Source organism: Caldibacillus thermoamylovorans, assembly GCF_000751775.1.
GTDB lineage: Bacteria > Bacillota > Bacilli > Bacillales > Caldibacillaceae > Caldifermentibacillus > Caldifermentibacillus hisashii.
In genome coordinates, this window is sequence record NZ_CCRF01000064.1 from 21799 (window position 1) to 42948 (window position 21150).

At 37.3% G+C, this 21150-nt stretch carries 25 protein-coding genes; 8 read left to right on the forward strand and 17 right to left on the reverse strand.

What is annotated here, in order from left to right; translation table 11 throughout:
• Nucleotides 1–187: 187 nt before the first annotated feature.
• From BT1A1_RS10800 to BT1A1_RS10815, 4 genes are all read right to left on the reverse strand, one after another.
• Complete coding sequence (locus tag BT1A1_RS10800) at nt 188–382, reverse strand: hypothetical protein (protein ID WP_034771052.1); 195 nt, start codon at nt 380–382, stop codon at nt 188–190.
• 74 nt (nt 383–456) lie between these two features.
• Nucleotides 457–1026 (reverse strand): 5-formyltetrahydrofolate cyclo-ligase, encoded by a 570-nt coding sequence (locus tag BT1A1_RS10805; protein ID WP_081912344.1) that lies wholly within the window; start codon nt 1024–1026, stop codon nt 457–459.
• 173 nt (nt 1027–1199) lie between these two features.
• Nucleotides 1200–1349 carry a 50S ribosomal protein L33 gene (rpmG, locus tag BT1A1_RS10810; RefSeq protein ID WP_034771055.1) on the reverse strand — a complete coding sequence of 50 codons (150 nt, stop codon included), beginning with the start codon at nt 1347–1349 and terminating at the stop codon, nt 1200–1202.
• A gap of 54 nt (nt 1350–1403) precedes the next feature.
• Complete coding sequence (locus BT1A1_RS10815; RefSeq protein ID WP_156103220.1) at nt 1404–1994, reverse strand: hypothetical protein; 591 nt, start codon at nt 1992–1994, stop codon at nt 1404–1406.
• Nucleotides 1995–2269: 275 nt separating this feature from the next.
• On the opposite strand from BT1A1_RS10815, the gene BT1A1_RS10820 reads away from it, so the two are divergent.
• Nucleotides 2270–2626, forward strand: a complete 357-nt coding sequence (locus BT1A1_RS10820; RefSeq protein ID WP_034771060.1) for a hypothetical protein — start codon at nt 2270–2272, stop codon at nt 2624–2626.
• Nucleotides 2623–3096: an MltG/YceG/YrrL family protein gene (locus BT1A1_RS10825; RefSeq protein ID WP_034771063.1), complete on the forward strand. Its 474-nt coding sequence runs from the start codon at nt 2623–2625 to the stop codon at nt 3094–3096. The genes BT1A1_RS10820 and BT1A1_RS10825 overlap by 4 nt, the downstream gene beginning before the upstream one ends.
• A 49-nt stretch (nt 3097–3145) precedes the next feature.
• On the opposite strand, the gene BT1A1_RS10830 is transcribed toward BT1A1_RS10825, so the two are convergent.
• The 4 genes from BT1A1_RS10830 to BT1A1_RS18680 all read right to left on the reverse strand — a co-directional run bounded on the left by BT1A1_RS10830 (nt 3146) and on the right by BT1A1_RS18680 (nt 7608).
• The gene (locus BT1A1_RS10830) at nt 3146–5200 is read right to left on the reverse strand and encodes a peptidoglycan D,D-transpeptidase FtsI family protein (protein ID WP_051989109.1); all 2055 of its coding nucleotides are present in this window, start codon (nt 5198–5200) and stop codon (nt 3146–3148) included.
• A gap of 192 nt (nt 5201–5392) precedes the next feature.
• On the reverse strand, nt 5393–6622 hold the full coding sequence (locus BT1A1_RS10835) for an MFS transporter (protein WP_034771065.1): 1230 nt from the start codon (nt 6620–6622) through the stop codon (nt 5393–5395).
• Between the two features lie 93 nt (nt 6623–6715).
• Complete coding sequence (gene sodA / locus BT1A1_RS10840; RefSeq protein ID WP_034771067.1) at nt 6716–7321, reverse strand: superoxide dismutase SodA; 606 nt, start codon at nt 7319–7321, stop codon at nt 6716–6718.
• A 155-nt stretch (nt 7322–7476) separates the two neighbouring features.
• Entirely contained in the window at nt 7477–7608 is a 132-nt protein-coding gene (locus BT1A1_RS18680; RefSeq protein ID WP_152641301.1) for a DUF456 family protein, read from the reverse strand.
• Between the two features lie 217 nt (nt 7609–7825).
• On the opposite strand from BT1A1_RS18680, the gene BT1A1_RS10845 reads away from it, so the two are divergent.
• The 3 genes from BT1A1_RS10845 to ispG all read left to right on the forward strand — a co-directional run bounded on the left by BT1A1_RS10845 (nt 7826) and on the right by ispG (nt 10504).
• Complete coding sequence (locus BT1A1_RS10845; protein ID WP_034771070.1) at nt 7826–8602, forward strand: DUF1189 domain-containing protein; 777 nt, start codon at nt 7826–7828, stop codon at nt 8600–8602.
• 212 nt (nt 8603–8814) lie between these two features.
• Nucleotides 8815–9135, forward strand: a complete 321-nt coding sequence (locus tag BT1A1_RS10850; protein WP_034771072.1) for a hypothetical protein — start codon at nt 8815–8817, stop codon at nt 9133–9135.
• A 277-nt stretch (nt 9136–9412) separates the two neighbouring features.
• The gene (ispG, locus tag BT1A1_RS10855; protein ID WP_176458883.1) at nt 9413–10504 is read left to right on the forward strand and encodes a flavodoxin-dependent (E)-4-hydroxy-3-methylbut-2-enyl-diphosphate synthase; all 1092 of its coding nucleotides are present in this window, start codon (nt 9413–9415) and stop codon (nt 10502–10504) included.
• Between the two features lie 165 nt (nt 10505–10669).
• Here the strand turns inward: ispG and BT1A1_RS10860 are convergent, their stop codons facing one another.
• The 4 genes from BT1A1_RS10860 to BT1A1_RS10875 form a co-directional block, all read right to left on the reverse strand.
• Nucleotides 10670–11029: a hypothetical protein gene (locus BT1A1_RS10860; protein WP_034771077.1), complete on the reverse strand. Its 360-nt coding sequence runs from the start codon at nt 11027–11029 to the stop codon at nt 10670–10672.
• A gap of 316 nt (nt 11030–11345) precedes the next feature.
• On the reverse strand, nt 11346–11759 hold the full coding sequence (locus BT1A1_RS10865) for a Fur family transcriptional regulator (protein ID WP_034771079.1): 414 nt from the start codon (nt 11757–11759) through the stop codon (nt 11346–11348).
• A gap of 16 nt (nt 11760–11775) precedes the next feature.
• Entirely contained in the window at nt 11776–12615 is an 840-nt protein-coding gene (locus BT1A1_RS10870; RefSeq protein WP_034771081.1) for a metal ABC transporter permease, read from the reverse strand.
• Between the two features lie 18 nt (nt 12616–12633).
• Nucleotides 12634–13401, reverse strand: coding sequence for a metal ABC transporter ATP-binding protein (locus tag BT1A1_RS10875; protein WP_095141297.1), 768 nt, complete (start codon nt 13399–13401; stop codon nt 12634–12636).
• Between the two features lie 171 nt (nt 13402–13572).
• On the opposite strand from BT1A1_RS10875, the gene BT1A1_RS10880 reads away from it, so the two are divergent.
• Nucleotides 13573–13827, forward strand: a complete 255-nt coding sequence (locus tag BT1A1_RS10880) for a DUF2624 domain-containing protein (RefSeq protein ID WP_034771084.1) — start codon at nt 13573–13575, stop codon at nt 13825–13827.
• A gap of 131 nt (nt 13828–13958) precedes the next feature.
• Here BT1A1_RS10880 and BT1A1_RS10885 read toward each other — a convergent pair whose 3' ends face one another.
• A complete protein-coding gene (locus BT1A1_RS10885) occupies nt 13959–14855 on the reverse strand; it encodes a deoxyribonuclease IV (RefSeq protein WP_034771086.1) in 897 nt (298 codons plus the stop codon).
• 134 nt (nt 14856–14989) lie between these two features.
• Nucleotides 14990–16309 carry a DEAD/DEAH box helicase gene (locus BT1A1_RS10890; protein ID WP_034771089.1) on the reverse strand — a complete coding sequence of 440 codons (1320 nt, stop codon included), beginning with the start codon at nt 16307–16309 and terminating at the stop codon, nt 14990–14992.
• Between the two features lie 164 nt (nt 16310–16473).
• Here BT1A1_RS10890 and vrrA point away from each other — a divergent pair, with 164 nt between their 5' ends.
• Nucleotides 16474–17199, forward strand: coding sequence for a VrrA/YqfQ family protein (vrrA, locus tag BT1A1_RS10895; RefSeq protein ID WP_051989103.1), 726 nt, complete (start codon nt 16474–16476; stop codon nt 17197–17199).
• 302 nt (nt 17200–17501) lie between these two features.
• The gene (locus BT1A1_RS10900; protein ID WP_034771091.1) at nt 17502–18446 is read left to right on the forward strand and encodes a 4-hydroxy-3-methylbut-2-enyl diphosphate reductase; all 945 of its coding nucleotides are present in this window, start codon (nt 17502–17504) and stop codon (nt 18444–18446) included.
• Nucleotides 18447–18641: 195 nt separating this feature from the next.
• Here the strand turns inward: BT1A1_RS10900 and BT1A1_RS10905 are convergent, their stop codons facing one another.
• The 3 genes from BT1A1_RS10905 to cccA all read right to left on the reverse strand — a co-directional run bounded on the left by BT1A1_RS10905 (nt 18642) and on the right by cccA (nt 20999).
• Nucleotides 18642–19760 (reverse strand): Nif3-like dinuclear metal center hexameric protein, encoded by a 1119-nt coding sequence (locus BT1A1_RS10905; protein ID WP_034771094.1) that lies wholly within the window; start codon nt 19758–19760, stop codon nt 18642–18644.
• A complete protein-coding gene (locus BT1A1_RS10910) occupies nt 19738–20469 on the reverse strand; it encodes a tRNA (adenine(22)-N(1))-methyltransferase (protein WP_034771096.1) in 732 nt (243 codons plus the stop codon). Before BT1A1_RS10910 ends, BT1A1_RS10905 begins: the two co-directional genes overlap by 23 nt.
• A 173-nt stretch (nt 20470–20642) precedes the next feature.
• A complete protein-coding gene (gene cccA / locus BT1A1_RS10915) occupies nt 20643–20999 on the reverse strand; it encodes a cytochrome c550 (protein ID WP_034771099.1) in 357 nt (118 codons plus the stop codon).
• Nucleotides 21000–21150: the final 151 nt, after the last annotated feature.

Consider the following 21150-nt stretch of genomic DNA (forward strand, 5'->3'; position numbering starts at 1 on the left):
ACCATTGTAATGGAGTAAACGAAAAAATTGCAACAAAGAAAAGCGCAGGTGACTATTCATCTTTGTTCAAACGGGACTTAATCCGTCGCGCTCAGAAATTGACAACAAAAATACGAAGGGCGCCCGCTCAATGACCTGGCATTGGCAACAAAAAAAGACAGACCAATCAAAGCCTGTCCAAAATTCTTTATTGAGCAGATGTTGTCCGAAAAGATGAACGGATAAATAAGTTTCGAATACTCGGGATCCGCATGGAAGTAGCCACCGCCCATTTTCTAATCCGTTCATTGCCTAAAACCCAATTCATGATGTGGTAACGATATTGAAAAGCCTTGACTATCGCATAGCCTACAAACATTAACTTCAACAAACGTGATAACATTGATTTCAACCTCCTGAAAATAGTTTTTGGCAAATTTCGTTTTTTATCCAAAAATTATCTTGGAGGCCGCCGACTCATTCTTCAAACCCAAACATATCTTCATCAGTCAATATTTTTTTCACTTGATAATCATATTCCTCAACCGGTAACCAATCGACCAGTTGTTCCCGGAACGATAAAACGATGGATTCCCCGGTAAAATTCGGTAAAAAACGATCATAATACCCGCCGCCATAACCTAATCGAAAGCCGTTTTTTGTAAAAGCTAACCCCGGGATAAATAATAAATCTATTTCAGCAGGATCTGTTTTTTCTGCTTTTTTGGGCAATGGTTCATATAATCCGAAATAACCCTTCTCTACTTCAGAAAAGTTGTGAATTGTATAAAATTCCAAAGCCCTGCTCGAAGGAATACATTTTGGCACCGCCACTAATTTTTCTTCGGACCAAGCTCTCTCGATGATTGGGTGTGTATTGACTTCAGGAAACCTGGAAATTGTAATGCCTATCATTTTTGCCTTATTCCATTCTTCTGTTTTAAACAATTTTTCCGCGATCAAACTTGACTTTTCATGATAATCTTCTTTTGTAAGCAATAACAGTTTGGCCTTCATTTTTTCCCTGAATTCTTTTTTCGATATCATCAGACCCCTCCTATTGTGCGAAAGAAAACTAAAGCGATTGCCGTCGAGTTTGCATCCTTGCCGGAATTTAAACTGTACCTTATAAAAACCCTTACGATTGTCGCTGAATTTACCTTCCTTCTGGTATTTAAACTTTTGCGTATGAAGAAAAACAGCAGGAGAAATCCTGCTGTTTACTTTGTTTCACGATGTACTGTAGTTTTTTTATCACGAGGACAATATTTCTTTAATTCTAAACGATCGGGATTATTACGTTTATTTTTTGTGGTTATATAATTACGTTCACCGCACTCAGTACATGCCAATGTAATGTTTACGCGCATATTATTCCCTCCAGTCCATTCACAAATTACGACCTTACTATAATATCATTTAATTCATGAAAAAGCTAGTCTCGATTTTAGCTGTTCATCCCGACTTAACAATTCTTTTTCAGAAAAGGTTTTTGAGGCAAGCGTCCATGTATAGGCTACGGTCGTCTCATAAGGAACAAGCAGTTGTTCGAGGGTGTATAAGCCAACAACATTCCCGGTTCCAATCGGATTAAAAGGAATCACTCCGTCGCAAATTTTTTCAATGTATTGATACTTTTTTAAAACACCATATTGACTCATCGAGGTACCGTTAATCATCCCCGATGCCAAAAACAATCCATCTTCATTCGTTAAAAATAAAACATCCTTTTTCGGTGAGACAAAAACGTAATTGTTTTTCAGATCGTTTAAATTGCTTTCGACAAATACTTTTATCGGTACTCTTTGATCTGTTAAATTGCTAATAGAAAGCTTTGCCAAAAGAAAATCATCTTTCGTATGCAAATAGCGGCAATTAATATGAAAGCTGCCATCCATTAACCAATTTTCTCCTGCCGTTATTTTCTTCATTTTTCCATTCCAATAAAGAAAATGATTAAATTTCAACTGATAATTCAATTGCATTAAATAATCTTCCGTATGCAAAATATTCATCGTTCCCACTCCCATTCTAATGTTATCTTCCTCTATTTTCACCAATTACTTTTTCAAAATTATTATTATATTCATCGTAACACCAAATCATTATTCGAACAATAAACGCAATTTGTCATATTTTGTTATTTTACCTATGTTTTTTTCGCCATATTTTTTGTAAAATTGACAGGCTTTGATATGATATATGTAAAAATAGGAAAAATTTCTCAGTTATTATTTATCTATGTTGTTCCTTGTCAAATTATGATAAACTTTACGGTGGGAGTGATGATATGGATATTTTAATATTCGTACTAATGGCTATCGCGATTATTTTGATCGTTGTTTCATTTTTTCTTCCCGATCGTACGAAAGAATTGAGCAATGAGGTTGAGCAATTGTCGATCCAGATGTACCAGGAAAATTTTCAAATCAAAAAACGATTGAAAATTTTAGAAGAAGAATTATTAATTCCTGGTGACATGGATAAAAACCCTTCTCAAGCCAAAAACCCGAATCCAATCATTGTCGGACAAGTTCGTCTTTTACATGAGCAAGGATTGACTGTGGAACAAATTGCGAAACAGTCTGCACTAAGTGAGGATGAAGTGAAGCAAATTTTAGAAACGATTAAGGTGGTCAAGCAATGAATAGACTGAACGTTCGCTTTTTTAGTATTGGAATGTTGGTTGCTTCGATCATTATTTTCCTGTACGGGTTCTTTTTTGAAAATGATACGGCTAAATCGGAACCAACAGCCGAAAAAGAAGGATATACTCTGGTCGAAAAGGACAGATTGGATTTATTTAAAGAGAAAATTGCCGGTCTTGAAGCGGAAAATGCAGATTTGAAAAAAACGATCGAGGAAAGCAAAAATGCACCAACGAATACAGCAGAACAAGAACAAGAAAAGCAACAAGTATTTATGTTCGAAATTAGAGAGGGCATGAGTTTGGAAGATATTGCCAGAGGTCTTGCGGGAATTCATATTATTACCGATCAAAATGATTTTATTAACTTCATGGTCCAAAATGGATATGAAAAAAGAGTTCAACCGGGACAATATGAATTTAAGCAAGGAATATCAAACCAAGAAATTGCTGATATGATTACAAAATGATAAAAAGGAACTGTCCTTGGAGTGAATTCTCCTGACAGTTCCTTAATTTTTATGGATTTGTCTCAGTTGTTCCTTGCTCTGTCGTTTCACCTGTTGCTTGATTCTGAGCGGGTTGTTTCGCCCGGTCAGCCTTTATACTGAAATATTTTTCCAACACTTCTTGAGCAATTACTAGGTTCACACTACCAACAGGTGATTTACCTCCAGTATAAAGATTCGGTAAAACAACGGAAATTGCCACTTCCGGGTTATCATACGGCGCATAGCCGACAAAGGTTAGATTTTCAGTTTGGACGGTACTCCCCGTTTTTTCATCTTTAAACCAACTTTGTGCCGTACCGGTTTTTCCGGCTACAACTGTTGGAACATTTTTAAAATAATTCCTAGCTGTACCGCGAGAACCATTGACTACCCGCCAAAAGCCTTCTTGCACCCGTTTAATCCAAGCATCTTGCATATCTACCCGATTGAGGACAACTGGATTCACTTCTTCAATAATTGGGCCAAGTTCATTACTATCTTCATTCGGTTCCCGGATTTCTTTAACCAGTTGCGGTTTCATCCGATAACCGTCATTGGCAATCGTCGACACATATTGAGCCAATTGTAACGGTGTATACGTATCATACTGTCCAAAGCCAAAATATAATAATTGACCCGGATATTCAGGTGCACGTTGAATCCCGACAACTTCATTATCGAAACCGATTCCGGTCTTCGTACCGAGGCCGAACTGGGCAAAATAACTGCGCATCACATTAATTTTATCTAAATCGATATTTAATGTTCCCATATATTTATAGGTTCCGCCGGCTACTTTAAGTGCAACTTTCGCCATATAAATATTCGATGACCGTTCCAGTGCGGTCAAATCATTAATTAAACCCATTCGAGAAACAGATGAAATCGAAGTACCATTTTTAAAGACCATTTTTTCATCGGTTTCCATATTGCCAGGTTTGATAACCCCTGCCTGATACCCCATCAGGACGGTTGCACCTTTGATAACCGAACCAGGTTCAAACGAATACGTAAATGTACCATTGGCATAATCCTCAAATTCTCTCGTCTTTCGATTGTATTGTTTTCCAGCTAGCGATAATATTTCCCCCGTTTTCGGATTCATGACAACAACAAATGCTTTATTAAAATAATTCGTACGCGGATATTGGACAATTTTTGCCATATGCTCTTGAAGGATCCTTTCCACTTCCGCTTGTAATTCCATATCAACGGTCAAAACAACGTCTTTACCGCTTTTCCCGTCAGATACCGATTCGGTATTTATGATTTTTCCGGATTTATCCGTTTCGGTTTTAACAACCGCTTTTGATCCTTGCAAAATATCTTCCAAAGATTGTTCGATGTAACTGTAGCCGACACGATCATTTAAACTGTACCCTTTCGACTGATAAAAATCGACTTTGTCTTCAGGCAATCCTTGTTTTACACTGCCAAGCATTCCTCTAAATACATCGCCAAACTGATATGCCCGTTCCCAGTCCGTCGTTACATCCACGCCCGGCAGATTCGCTAAGTTTTCACTAACCGCTGCATATTCTTCATCGGTGACATTTATATTTTTTACAATCGTTGGGGTCAAAGCGGTAGCCGAATAAATTTTTCGATAAATCGCTGCTACATTCATATCGACCGATTGTAATTGTTCTTCGGTAATTCGCTCCAATTTTAATTGATACAGCTCTTTGTCCTTTAAGTTTTTCTCTTCAGAACGGGTTACAAGTTTCTTTCCATTTTTATTTTCAAGAAGCCAAATATCTTTTTTATCCCGTTCCGTTACTTTTTTCATATCATCCTCTGGCATCTGAATAAATTTGGCCAGCTTTTTCGCAATTTCATACAATTCATCCGGTTGCGGATTTTTAGGCGGCGTGTACGTAATTGCTTTTTGCGGAACATTGTAAACAACTTTTTTATAAGTTGAATCATATAATTCGCCGCGGGGAACTGAATGATTTACAGATATTTCTTCTGTTTTTCGAACTTCATTTTTATATTCCTCACCTTCAACAATTTGGACAACCCCTAATCTTAAAATTAAGATAGAAAACATGACGAAAACAGTAAAAAACAATATATTCATCCGTAAAGGTATATGATTTTTTTTCTTATTGTTTTTTTGATTATTTTTCACAAGTACACCAACCTCTTTCCCTTCATCCACATATAAAGAAGAAAATATCCATACTTTCTATTTTATTTGATTTTGCTTCATATTTCTAGGAAAAGGTTAAGGAAAAGAAAGGGAAAGATGATGAAAGGAAAAAGGGACCTCCTAAGAAAAGATCCCTTTTAATTGAATATGACGAACAAAGAAATAAATAAACAAATAGCCTGAACCAAGGACAATCAATAATAAAGGTAGGATGGTTTTAACCGGAAAATACAGAATCGAAAATAAAAAGATGATAATTGAGCACGCTCGGCCGGCATTGAGAAACAGCTCTTTTACAACAATATATTCAATTCTCATTTCTCTCGCTTGCCACCCCTGCCCGATTACATCATAGGAGGTGGATATAAACGGGACAAGAACGACGGGATAGGCAAAGGCGATTAATGCAGAATAGACAAGGAAAATGGGATAAGAGACATGGAAAATGATGAGGAACACTGAAGTAAATAACAATATCCCGCCAAGTAAAATCGCCCTTTTCCTGTATTGTTTTTTAATAAAGCGACTGGCTAAATAATAAGTAATAAAAGATACAATGGAATTAACGAAAGCATAGGTACCTAATGCCATTTCACTGCCGGTGGCTATGTAAACATATATATTGATAACAAACGCAAAGATCCCTTCTCTAATCCCTTGAAAAAATGTTGCATTTGTCACCATTTTCCAATTTGGATTCCTTTTTCGCTCTTTAATAATGGCAGAGAAAAAATAATTTCCTGTTGCAGGTCTTTTTTTCATAAAAAAACTTAAAATCGTTGCCAAAGCGAATAAGCCAAGGGATGCGGAAAAAATAATTGTATACCCGTAAAATTGTTTGAATTGGGAAATAATAAAGCCGGCAACTAATGGACCGATCATCCCGCCAAGCGAATTTAATACACCTAAAAATCCGTTAAAAAAATCCCTCGTATCCGGTTCGGTAATTTCAAATGTTAATACGTTATAAGCGAGCCAGTAAAATCCGTATCCGATACCAAGTAATGTCCCGAGTAATAGTAAATAACGACTTGCCTCCGAACAAGTCAATAATACTGAAATAAAAAAAATGGCCAAAAAGATCACACCGAGACGAAGAACAATAATGCGATCGACTTTTTTCGCCATTCGTCCGGCAAATATGAAAGTAACCGGTTGGATAATGGCAACGGTCAAATTGTATAATCCTATTTGAAAGAAATCACCCGTTTGTTTCCATAAATAGACATTAACAAACGTATTAGATAAAGCGATACTTAAGGAATAAAGACCGCCAATCAGTAAAAGCAACAGCAAATCTTTTGTGATATGTACATCACCCAGCCATTTTTTTTGACTTTTTTGCTTCATTACATACTCCCCTTTAATTGTATTCTTTGTAGAAGATGGGGAGATATACAAAAAACCAGTAGATACGACTCTACTGGTTTTTTCCATTTAACATTATTTTGCTGCTTGATAACGTTTTGCCACTTCATCCCAGTTAACCACGTTCCAGAAAGCTGCGATATAATCGGGACGACGGTTTTGATATTTTAAGTAATAAGCATGTTCCCAAACATCTAAACCAAGAATCGGTGTCTTTCCTTCGCTTAATGGCGTGTCTTGGTTCGGTGTGCTGGTGATTTCCAACTCACCATTGTTTACGACAAGCCAAGCCCAGCCTGAACCGAAACGACCTGTTGCAGCTTTAGTAAATTCATCTTTAAACGCAGAGAAACTTCCAAATTTAGCGTTGATGGCATCCAGAAGTGCACCTGAAGGCTCGCCGCCACCATTTGGTGAAAGAAGTTGCCAGAATAAAGAGTGGTTATAATGTCCGCCACCGTTATTACGGACAGCAGTGCGAATGTTTTCCGGAACAGCATCTAAGTTAGAAACTAATTCTTCAACCGTCTTATTTTCAAATTCTGTTCCTGCCACTGCATTATTTAAATTTGTAACATACGTATTATGATGTTTCGTATGGTGAATATTCATTGTTTCTTTGTCAATATGCGGTTCTAATGCATCATACGCATAAGGTAATTGTGGTAATTCAAATGCCATGTTTTATTCCTCCTTTGATATAGAAAAATTATGTAATTAAGCTATCATTTGGGAATGAGAGCTTGTATGTTTAGATTAGCAAAACTCGATTCCAGTTTCAAATAAAATGCCTAAAAATTTTTAGAAATGGCTATTGACATTCGGTATTTTTTCTTTTATAGGACAAGAATCAAGAAATATCCAACCATAATAACCATGATCATCAATTTAACAATCGTACTTCCAACAAAACCGATAACGGAACCAAAACCAATTTTTAATGCTTCACGGAAAGACGCTCGATTCACATACCTTCTTTAAAAACAAGATTCCCTATACTAATCATGAAAAGGCATCTGAATAAAAGTGCAAAAAATTTACTGCATTTTTTTATTGCGCTAATATTTCATTTTGATTACAAAGAGATTACACAAAGGGTTGTTATGAACAAAATTATTCATCTCGACCCATTTATGGGATAATATAGTAATAATGAATACAGTGAACAGGAGGAAGAGAAAACAGATGAATATATTTAAGCAATTTATTAAGAGTATATATTCCCCAAAAGATATCTCGACTTTTCGCAATCAAGGGATGGGCAAAACCTTTCTTTATATATTTTTTCTTTCCGTTTTGTCTGTTCTACCTTTATTTATCAATTTTGTTCAAAACTTTAATAATATTTATGATGATGCTGTTAGGATAATAAATGAAGAGGTACCGGATTTCTCAATTCAAGACGGAAAATTGCATACCGACATAAATGAACCTGTTATTATCGAAGAATCCGGTAATTCCACTTTTATTATCGACAGCACAGGTCAAACAACGGTCGATGATGTGGAATCAAACTATGATGATACTTTAGCCTTTTTAGAATATGATGTTGTCATAAATTTAAATAATCAAACACAAACGATATCCTATCAGCAACTTGGTTTGGAGGAAATGGGTAGAACGGAAATGCAACAATTTCTCGATTTTGTTGGTTCAGTTAAATCCGTCATTTATGCTTTTTCATTCATTCTTTTTTATCTCATTCAAGTTGCCGGTCAAATAATTTCGATTACAATCCTTGCCTTAATCGGATTAATTCTCAAAAATGCCTTAAAACTCAATATCAACTACGGGCATTTATGGAAATTAAGTACTTATGCGATCACGTTGCCGACGGTCTTTTTCATGATTATGCATTTCTTCCATGCCATTGTCCCGTTTGCTTCTTTGATTAATTGGACGGTTATGATTATCATGCTTCACCTCACAATGAAGGAAATTCCAAAAACGGATATTGATTAAAGTGAAACCTCCATCTTTTTTCTTGGCCGAAAAAGGATGGAGTTTTTTATACCCAATTTCCGTATGTCACCATGTTCGGCAAAATATAATCTATGTCACGCACCCCCTTTCTATTAATTTTTTACTAGTTTTGCAAAAATATAGGAATAATGAAGAAATATAAGCATACAAATATACTAAAATCCGGTAAAGAATTGGTAGAAGGTGGGAACATGAAAAGAGTATTCGGTATTGTCGCCATCATCATTGTTGTCTATGCTATATATTTTGATATCACAGCCGGCACATTACCTGGAGCTGAAAAAAAAGAATCTGTGCAAGAAACTGCTTTGTCTCTTCAATATGTCGAATTGGAGGTAAAACCGGGTGACACCTTGCTGTCATTGATCGAGAGCCAGGGCGGTTACCCTGATGATATTTCGATTGAAGAGATGATTAAAGATTTTTCAGCCTTAAATGAAGGGATTAAACCAGATGATATGCAATTTGGAGAAACATATAAAATACCTGTATATAATCAAAAAAAATATTAATCCATTGCTATTTGCATGCAGCAAGCCCCTCTCCCATCTTCTTTTTCATTAAGTTAAAACTTGGTGGGATTCCTTGACTCCGTATGAGTGGGATGAACAGTATGAGGATAATTTTTTGCAGGCAGAATGAGTAATTTTATCCCTTTTATTAGTAAGTGAACGGTAGGGAGAGAACGATTTTCCTTGCCACTTAAAATCAATTATTGTTAAAATGAAGAGGAGCAATTTCGTCCAGCATTTTGGAATTCATGATAAGGGAGAGAGTATCGTGGGTGAAATTACACATCGTACAAAAACACGTCCTGTCAAAGTCGGGAATTTAACGATTGGCGGGAATAATCTTGTATATATTCAAAGTATGACAACAACGAAAACGCATGATGTTGAAGCAACAGTTGCACAGATCCATAGATTAGAAGAAGCCGGCTGTCAAATTGTTCGTGTCGCTGTTCCCGATGAACGGGCTGCTAATGCGATTTCGGAAATAAAAAAACGAATCCATATTCCACTTGTAGCCGATATTCATTTCAACTACAAGCTTGCCCTAAAAGCAATTGAAGGCGGTGTTGATAAAGTTCGGATTAATCCGGGGAATATCGGAAAAAAAGAAAAAGTCGAAGCAGTTGTAAAAGCGGCAAAAGAACGAGGAATTCCAATCCGTATTGGTGTTAATGCCGGATCTCTTGAAAAACCAATTCTCGAAAAATACGGTTATCCGACGGCTGACGGAATGGTGGAAAGTGCACTTCATCACATAAAAATTTTAGAAGACTTGGATTTTCACGATATTATTGTATCCATGAAAGCATCTGATGTTAACTTGGCCATCGAAGCATATGAAAAAGCAGCAAGAGCATTTGATTACCCGCTTCATTTAGGTATTACTGAATCCGGAACATTATTTGCCGGAACTGTCAAAAGTGCTGCCGGGTTAGGTGCGATTTTAAGCAGAGGAATTGGCAATACGTTACGGATATCGTTAAGTGCAGATCCGGTTGAAGAAGTTAAAGTGGCAAGAGAGTTATTAAAAGCATTCGGACTCATTTCCAATGCGGCAACGCTCGTTTCCTGCCCGACATGCGGTCGAATTGAAATCGATTTGATCAGCATTGCCAATGAGGTAGAAGAATACATTCAAAAAATTAAAGCCCCGATTAAAGTATCTGTTCTCGGTTGTGCAGTTAACGGTCCCGGAGAGGCAAGAGAAGCTGATATCGGTATTGCCGGAGCTCGTGGAGAAGGTCTCTTATTCAGGAAAGGACAAATCGTTCGAAAAGTACCGGAAGAAACCATGGTGGAAGAATTGAAAAAAGAAATTGATAAACTGGCCGAAGAGTATTATCAAAAGGAAAAACAATTAGTAAAATAATGATTGCTACTGAAACCTAAGAGTGTTGAGATCATACATTCTTGGGTTTTTCTTTTATCAAGATAAGATAACGCTTCAAATGAGCACTCCCAAAAAACAAGTGGAGAGAACAAAAAATGTTTCTCCACTTGCATTGATTCATCTATTTTCATACTCCCGATATCATCAAAAAAACGGGGCTATAAATAAACCGATAACCGCTGAAATTGCTCCAATTCCAATTGACCAATTACCCAGTCCCTCAGCTCCTCGGCCTCGTGCCAGAAATCCCAAAATAATAGCCGCTCCACCGAAAAGAACAGGTGAAACGAAAAGGGACAAGATGGCAAGAGCCAAGGCAATATAGCCCAAACCTTTACCATTTTCTGTACTTTCTGTTTCATGATTGCGTTCCTGTACTCGAATCGGTTCTGCTATCTCTGCTGCGTTTTCCTCTTGATAATCATATCCGGTTAAATAATCCCGATAACCGTTGTTCACATCATGCCCGTTTTTTTCTCTGTTCCCTACACGATTTTGACCCATATCGCTAACCTCGCTTTCTTGGGAGCATTTTTATTATTTGATGTCACAACGGTTTTTACCCAAACGAATAATTTACTTTCTCCCCTTATTTTTCCACTCATGATTTTGTCCTTTTGACGATTACTTCTCTGTGCAAAAATTTTTTACAAAATCGATTTCAAGTATAGAGCTAAGCTTAAGAACGAATCTATCGTTTTTTTACGTGTTTTATTTTAAAAAAAAGGACTTTTTCACCCGTTTTTTGAAACTTACTAACGCAAAAAAAAAGCTAATCCTGAAATGTCATAAAAAACATGTCCAAGACTAGCTTTCCCGATTAATGGGTACACTCATTACAATAACCGTATACTTCAAATTTATGCCCGGAGATTACATAATCTTTCAATTCTTCTTTCACTTCGTCCATCGGGCAACCTTCAATTTCTTTTGTTTTACCACAACTTATACAAATAAAATGGTGGTGATGCCCAATCTTGGCACAAGAAAACCGGAAATGTTTCTCACCCGATAAATCAGTTGTTTCAAGAATACCCAGTTCAGAAAATAATGATAAGTTTCGGTAAATAGTATCAAAACTCAAATTTGGATAATGTACCTTCATCCCTTCCAACACATCTTTGGCGGTCATATATTTATCATGGTTCGCTAAAAATTCCAGCATATCCACCCGTTTTCCTGTATATTTATATCCTTTATCCTTTAAAATTTGAATAGCCTCAGTTACGTTCATTTCTTCCACTTCCTGTTTAAGATTTTTGGTAGCGAAATTTCTTGTAAAGAACGGTTCCCAAAAGCAAAGTAGCAGCAATGATCACGATTGTACCACCGGGAGCAATTTCAAGATAAAAACCGCTTACCAACCCACCAATCACCGATATTTCACCGAAAATAACGGAAAGAATAATGGCTTGTTTAAAACTTTTGGCAACACGGATACTTGCGGCAACCGGCAATGTCATCAATGAAGATACAAGTAAAACACCGACAATCCGCATCGAAACAGCAATAACCAAAGCCACTGTGATTACAAATAGTAAATGAATACCATTGCCAGGTATACCTATTGCTTTTGCATATTCCTCATCAAAGGATAGCAAAAACAACTCTTTGTAAAGTAAAAAAATCGTAATGAAAACCAAAACAGCTATTAAAATAATAACATATAAGTCAGCCCTTGAAACGGCACTTACACTTCCAAATAAATACCCGAATAAATCCGTATTAAAACCATCTGCCAATGAAATAAAAATGACACCTAATCCAATACCAAATGACATCATGATGGGTATCGCCAATTCTTCGTAATGTTTATAAACCGTGCGCAGTTTTTCAATAAGTAAGGCACCGATAACTGAAAAAGCCATACCGCCATACAATGGATTTAATAATGCGAACGGAGCGAAATATTTTCCCAACAAAAGGCTCGCTGCAATTCCCGATAATGAAACATGACTCAACGCATCGGTAATCAATGCCATCTTCCTAACGACAATAAAAACCCCGAGAAATGGAGCAATAACCCCGATTATGATGCCGGTAAGAAAGGCATTTTGTAAAAATTCATATTGAAATAAATTATCGATCATAAATTTTCCCCCAAAAAATCAAATATGCTCATGTTTTAGTACATCTACATCATGACCGTAAAAAAAACTTAGTGCTTCCTTATCCAATGCTGCGAACTCATGTGAACGACCATGAAAATAAAGTGTTTTATTTAAGCAAGCAACATGGCTTACTTTGTCTGAGATGATTCCAACATCATGAGATACGATAATTAGCGTCATATTCCTTGTATGATTTAGCCTCTGTAATAATTGATAAAATTGTGCAACTCGTTTTGCATCCACACCGACTGTGGGCTCATCGAGAATAAGTAACTCAGGATTTGAAACAATCGCTCTGGCAATAAACACCCGTTGTTGTTGCCCGCCGGATAATTCTCCGATATTTCGGTCAATAAACGACTCCATCTCAACAGCCTTCAACGCTTCCATTACATGTTCCCTTGTATTTTTCGGGAAGAAATGAAACAGTCCGGTTTTTTTCGTTAATCCACTTCTTACCACTTCATAAACAGTTGCCGGAAAGCCACTGTTAAATGAATTGGCCTTTTGCGACACAAAGCCGATTTTTTCCCACTGATCAAAAGACTCCAACGGTTTTCCGTAAAGATAAATATCTCCTTGTTGTTTTTTTAACAGGCCCAAAATTAGTTTTAGCAGTGTCGATTTACCCGAACCGTTTGGACCGACGATCGCTAAAAAGTCGCCCCGCTCAACTTGCAGATTTATGTTTTCTAATACAGTGAAATGATCATAATGATAAGTTACGTTTTTTATTTCAATAATTGGTGCTTCAGTCACCTTCAACCACCTTCTATAAATAAACTTTATTCTTATTAAGAATGATTACGATTTAGACTTATTAAGTATACATAAACGACCGGAAAATGTAAAGTTTTTCTTCATTTGTGTTGTTATTGAAAAAATCTATGGAACTTTTTCGATTAAGCTTCATACATTATGTTGGGAGGAGATGGAATGAAGTTTCTCGAGAATATTATTAATATGAAAATTAATGGGATTACCGGGAAAGAATTAGTGAAATACGGAAAACAATTTAATATTGATGTAAGTTTAGATCAAGCTGAACTAATCGCCAAATATTTACGGGGCAAAAACATCGATATTTTCAATGATAATGACCGTACAAAAGTCATTAAAGAAATCGCAAAAGTTTGCGGGCCACAAACAGCCAAAAAGGTAAATCAACTTTTCATTATGCTGACTAAGTAATGATCTTTTATCCCACATGAATGAGCGAGCAGTAAATTATCTGTACCGAAAGCGAATCGACAGGTACTTGTTTTTATAAAACAGGTGTTCCAAGGGTTTACACTTAGTTAACCCTTAGAACACCCGTTTTTTTAAGCTTCATTAATAATCCGCTCAAGCAAATTTTCACTGAATGTTTGATTCCGGAACATTTCAATTTCATATTTGTAAGGTGGTTTTTTATTGTTTTTATCTGTTCCGACATAAGGTGTTTCTAATATTTTCGGAATATCTTCTAATTGTGGATGATGAACGATATAATTTAGTGCTTTAAATCCAATATAGCCAAATCCAATATTTTCATGTCGGTCTTTTCTTGCTCCCATCGGATTCTTACTGTCATTAATATGTAGAACTTTTATCCGATCAATACCGATAATTTTATCGAATTCATTCAATACACCATCGAAATCCTCTTTTACATTATAGCCGGCATCACTTGTATGGCAAGTATCGAAACAAACGGATAACCGATCATTATTGGTTACTCCGTCAATAATTTTTGCCAATTCATCAAACGTTTTGCCAACTTCTGAACCTTTCCCTGCCATCGTTTCTAAAGCAATTTGAACAGGTGAATCATGGGTAAGGACTTCATTTAATCCTTCAATAATTTTGGCAATGCCTGCATCCTCTCCGGCTCCAACATGGGCTCCCGGATGAAGAACGATTTGTTTTGCACCAATCGCTTCTGTCCGCTCTATTTCTGATTGAAGAAAATCCACGCCTAACCGAAATGTTTGTGGTTTTGTGGTATTTCCGATATTAATAATATACGGGGCATGAACGACAATCTCATCAATGCCGTTTTCCTCCATATGCGCTCGACCTTGTTCAATATTCAATTCTTCAATTTTTTTTCGTCTTGTATTTTGCGGGGCGCCGGTATAGATCATGAAGGTTGTGGAACCATAGGATACCGCTTCCCGACTGGCAGCCAACAACATATCATTCCCGCTCATCGATACATGAGAACCGATTTTTAACATTTCTCCTCTTCCTTTCTTATTCCCAGGATAATTATATTTTTTTATAAGTTAAGAAATTTAAGATTGATAATCCGCGTACTAAGGTAGCGATTCGAAAATAAAAAAGTTTTCATTAAACTGCCGTCACAAGTTGACTAATGACGCGGTCGCCCGAGTTTCTTTAATTGTCTTTTTTTCTCTTTTTCGAGTAACTCTTTCTGTTTCTTCTTGTAACCCGGTTTTACTTTTTTCGGTTTTTTTATCGCCCGTTTTACTTGGATATCTACTTCCTGCGGTTTTCTTTTCCGATTTTTTCGCTGATTCCGGTCGTCATTTTCTTTCAACTCTCCCGCCACTATATCCATATAAGTAAAGGTAATACCCATGTTTTCCAATTTACTAATTTTTTCGTTATCCTGCTCATCAAAAAGGATATATGAAACACCCGAGTACGCTCCCCGACCGGTCCGTCCCGAACGATGAATATAAAAATTCAAGTCCTTAGGTAACTCGTAATGAAAAACGTGGCTGACCCCTTCAATATCAATCCCCCGTGATGCCAAATCTGTCGCAACAATATACTGATACTCCAAATTACGGATTTGCGACATCATCTTTTTCCGTTCCCTTGGGGTGAGATTTCCATGAATTAAACCGACTTTCACACCGTTTTCGGCCAATAGATTAGCAAGTTCATCAGCTCTGGCTTTCGTATTTACAAAAATAATCGCTAAATACGGATGAATGATCTCCATCAAATTTTTTAGGAAATGGAATTTGTCACGGTGTCGCAAAGGAAGCAAAATATGTTCAATATTTTTCGCAGTTCTCTGTTTCGGTTCAACATGAACAAACTCAGGATTTTCCATATATTTTTTCAGAAAAGGTTTTAAGTTTTCCGGAATCGTTGCCGAAAAGACAAACATTTGTAACTGTTCAGGCATCGCTCCTGCAATCCGGTCCACATCTTCTAAAAAGCCGAGATCCAACATTAAATCAGCTTCATCGACAACCATCATAGTTGCGGTATGAACGAATAATGCCTGTTCTTTCACCAAGTCATAAATTCGCCCCGGTGTACCGATAACGATATGCGGTTGTACTTTCAATTTTTCAATTACCCGGGCTTTATCTGTCCCGCCAACAAATAATTTTGCTGTAATTTCTTCGTCTTTCGGGCAATATTTTGTTAATTTCAAGACCTCGTGATATATTTGGTGAGCCAATTCCCGGGTTGGTGCAGTAATCACGGCTTGGACCGATTGAATTGACGGATTCAGTTTTGTCAGTATCGGCAAGAGAAATGCATGTGTTTTCCCGGTTCCGGTTTGGGATTGGCCAACCAAGGACAGACCTTTTAACGCTTTAGGAATCACCCGTTCTTGAATATCGGTTGGATCGTAAAAACCCATGTTTTCCAGTCCTTCATATAAAAACGGTTTTAATGAAAACCTTGTAAAATTCGTTTTTTCCATATAAAAACTCCTTAATCTGACATACTTAATTATTATCCATCTTAGTATTATACAAAAAAAAGGTAAATAACTCTACTTATGAATTTTTTTCTACACTAACGAAGCACTTTGCCTTTGCATATTGTAATAGGAGAGTAAATTGAGTGTATGAGGAGGATTCATCTATGCCACCGCGATTTCAGCAAGTACCGCCACCAAATCCTTATCGCTTTTTCACTCCTTCTCCGAGGCCAAGAGGGATGTACGGGGGTATGCCAAGAAATATTGGTAGGCCGCGACCCTTTCAGATGCAACAAGCTAGATTTGAGCAACCGAAACGAGTCGGTTTCCTTTCACGACTTTTCAAGGGAAAAAGTGGGATCGAGTCAATACCACAGCAACCTGTTAATCCATTTCTGTTTGGCAGAGGAGTAGGTTATCAAGAGCAGACCGGGATACGAAGCTTCCTAAACCCGGAATCGATATCTAATTTTTTAGGACAGACGCAACAGGTGTTACGTACAGGGCAACAAATCGGTTCAATGGTTCAACAATACGGACCATTAGTCAAAAATTTACCTGCTCTTTGGAAATTATATCGCAGCCTGCAAAACAGCAGTGACCAAGATAATGATAATGAGGAGAACACGGAAACTGACTTGGAAGATGAGATAGTTGAAAGGAATAAGGACGATTTGGAGCCTGAAGAAAACGAAAATAACGATGACGGTATTGAAGAAGAAAAAAAGATATTATTGAAAGAAGCATCGAAACAATCATTAGGAGAAAATGAAAAGATCGATAGTGAAAAAAAGATCGTCGAATCGGAACAAGCGGCAAAAAAGGCTAAGCGTAACAAAAAGAAACAACCTTTACAATTCAAAAGTTCTGTACCTAAGCTATATATTTAATTTTTCAGGCAGATGATGGTGGATGAACAATTCATGTGTTGATAACTGATAATCACATTCACATCACTGCTTTTCTCCATATTTTTAAAGAAAACTCGGCGACTGCCGAGCCTTTAGGCGATGGCAAAGCCGTAGTTGCACTTATACTTAATTCTTAAAATTTCCCACTACGTCGAATTCACTTCTTTGCTGGAAATTTATACTTTCTTAACGTATAAAAAAGAACAATACTTTGAGTTATCAACACCAGTTCGTTATAATATACCTATAGTTTTTTAGTTTACGAGGAGGAACGATAAAATATGGAAGTCATTAAAGTATCCCCCCGCGGTTATTGTTACGGTGTTGTTGATGCCATGGTTATCGCTCGCAATGCCGCTTTAGATAAAAATTTACCAAGACCGATTTATATTCTTGGTATGCTTGTCCATAACGAAAATGTGACTGAAGCATTTAAAGAAGAAGGGATTATCACATTAGACGGGAAAAATCGAAAAGAAATATTGGAAAAAGTTGATCAAGGGACCGTGATTTTCACTGCTCATGGGGTGTCACCTGAAATTCGCCAACTTGCCAAAGAAAAAGGACTGGTCACCATCGATGCGACTTGCCCGGATGTTACAAAAACCCATGTTATCATTGAAGAAAAAACGAAACAGGGGTATGAGGTCATTTATATCGGTAAGAAGGGTCATCCTGAGCCGGAGGGGGCGATCGGGGTCGCACCGGGTCTGGTCCATTTAGTTTCAAACACCGGTGATATCGATCAACTGGATATAAAAAATGATAAAATTATCATTACAAATCAAACGACGATGAGCAGTTGGGATGTTAAGGATTTAATGGAATATTGTCTTAAAAAGTTTCCACAGGCGGAAATACATAATGAAATCTGCCAAGCTACCCAAGTTAGACAAGAAGCTGTCGCTAAACAAGCGGGTGATGCTGACGTATTAATTGTTGTCGGTGACCCGAAGAGCAATAATTCAAACCGGTTAGCCCAAGTTTCGGAAGAGATTGCCGGTACGAAATCTTATCGGGTAGCGGATGTTACGGAAATTGAAATTGATTGGATCAGGAACGCAAAAAGGGTTGCTGTTACTTCCGGTGCGTCTACTCCAACACCGATTACAAAAGAAGTTATTCACTTTTTGGAACAATTTGATCCGGAAGATGAAACTACTTGGATTCGGGAAAGAAAAGTTCCGCTATCGAAAATTTTGCCAAAAGTAAAAGCTGTAAAATAGTAATGAAGGACTTCCTATCACAGTGAAGTCCTTTTTTGATGTTTTACCGATTATACTTTCTAAAGCTTTCATTCCGCTCATGTATCCGTATAGTTTATTCCTGTCTTCTTGATCCTGATTATATTTTCTAAAGGGCAGGACCGATAATTCGTCTATTTAAAAACAACAAGTGGTTCCTTTTTAATGTTTGCCAGGTTACAAAAATAGAAATGGATCCGTATGGACAAGCGATGGAATGAAGTTTACTTGGAATTTTTTCTCCCGGCAAAGTTCCATCATTTTTTTTGCAACCCCTCGTTTCATAACCTTTTCCACATTATGACCGGGATCAATAATATGTAAACCGTCCAATTTTGCGTCGATCGCAGTATGATAATACATATCACCGGTAATAAACACATCCGCCCCTTTACGGATGGCCGTTTTATAATATTTGCCGCCATCTCCACCAAGTATAGCAACCCTTTTAATTGTGTCGGACAGATTTCCGACCACCCTGACGCCCGTTACATCCAGTGCCTCTTTTACAAAAGCAGCGAATTCTTCTAAAGTTACTTCTTTTGACAAATAACCGATTCTTCCTAAGCCGTACACCTGCCCTTTCATATCAAGCGGATAGATATCGTAAGCCGGTTCTTCGTATGGATGAACTTGAAGCATAGCCTTTAGTACTTTTCTTTCAAGGTTTTGCGGAAAAATAGTTTCGATTCTCTCTTCAGCAACAGCTTCTAATTCTCCAATTGAACCAATATACGGATTGGTGTTTTCTCCCGGTAAAAAGCGACCGGTACCTTGACTTGAAAATGTACAGTGACTGTAGTTTCCGATAAATCCTGCCCCGGCATTGCCAAGTGCTTCCCGAATGTTGTCTGCCGCCTCTTGAGGGGCATAGACAACTAATTTTTTTAAAGGCATTTCATATGTAGGTACAAGTACTTCCGTTTCCAGCAAACCCAGTTTGTCTGCCAACAGGTCATTAACCCCGCCAAAGGTGACATCTAAATTGGTATGGGCAGCATAGACGGCAATATCGTGTTTCAATAATTTTGAAATAATTCTTCCATACGACTCTTCTGTCCGGATTGTTTTTAAAGGATGATAAATTAACGGGTGATGACTGATGATCAGCTGGGCGTCTTTATCAATCGCTTCATCAACAACATCTTCCACAACATCGAGCGCAACTAAAACATTTTTTACCGGCTGATTAAGCGAGCCTACCAATAAGCCTATTTTATCTCCTTCCATAGCGAGTTCTTTTGGAGCAAATTGTTCAAATAACTGGATGACTTCATGCCCGTTCGGTATTTTCATCCGGAAAAACCTCCTTATACCACTGGATATATTTTTTCAACTCTGATTTCTTCCTGATAATTGCTACAGTTTCTTTTGCTTTATCAAGTTCTTCCAAGACTCGCAACCATTCATTATACTCCCGTTTCCATTTTTTATAAAAAACGTGATTTTTCTCTTTTATAAGAAACGGACCAAAAAAAACTTGCTTTTCTTTATCCTCATCATTGCAATAAGGAGCTTCACTGTCTCCTTGCTCAGCAACTAAAATTTCATAAATATGACCATCTTCTTCTAAAATTTTTTCCTTAACTAATTTCCAGTTATGATTGAGCAACCACAATCGAATCTGATCGGCTGCCAAATTCGGTTGCAAAATTAGCCGGCTAACTTGATGTAGTTTTTCCTTCCCGTTATCCAAAATGGAAGAAATCAATGCTCCGCCCATTCCGGCAATGGTTATGCAATCTACCGAATCTGTTTCCTTTAAAACCGCCAGACCATCACCTTTCCGGACATCAATGAATTGTTCAAATTGATATGCTTTTACACTTGATTTTGCCGCTAACAATGGACCATCCGCTACTTCTCCGGCAATCGCCTTTTTCACAATTTTGTTTTTCACACAATAGATTGGCAAGTAAGCATGATCAGAACCAATATCAGCCAGAATGCTGTCCTTTGGTATGTAAGTGGTTATTTCCTTAAGTCTTTCAGCTAATTTTATCATAAAACAAAACTCACCAAACTTTCCATTCTTTCCACTATCTATTAAATTACAGGAAAACAAAAAGTTTTTCAATCAAAGAAAAGGACTCCCCACTGTCACTTTCCTAAATGAATCAAGTGAATGTTCCACTGTTCATCAGTTAAGTGACTTTATTTGGAAGCCCTTTTCTTATACTATTCAAGTGACATAAGCCAATCGGCCATGGCATCGAGACTTTCGGCTGGAACTAACCCTTTCGGCATTGCCCCCCGACCATTTTGCAAAACTTCTTTAATTTCATCTTTTGATAAACGCTCGTCAACACCCTTCAGCTCAGGACCCATTGCACCTTCGTAATTTTGGCCATGGCAAGTGAAACATGATTTTTGATAAATTTCTTCCGGTGTTGCGGCTTGGGCGACATTCCCCTTTTCAGAATCTTTTCCCTCTGCTTCTTTACTGTCATTCACCCCAATAATTGAAAGTGCTACCATAAGCCCGATACCTAAAACCATGATTAATAGATAAGGAAATATTGCATTGCGTTTCATCCTTTTCTCCCCTTTGCCCAAATACTCATGATAACATTTGCAAACTATTCTTATTTTACTTGAAAAAGCTGTAAAGGGGAAGTGGTTAATACGAAAGAGCTGTAGTTTTCACAATTTGGACAAAATTTAACTGTTTTCACTACTTGACAAA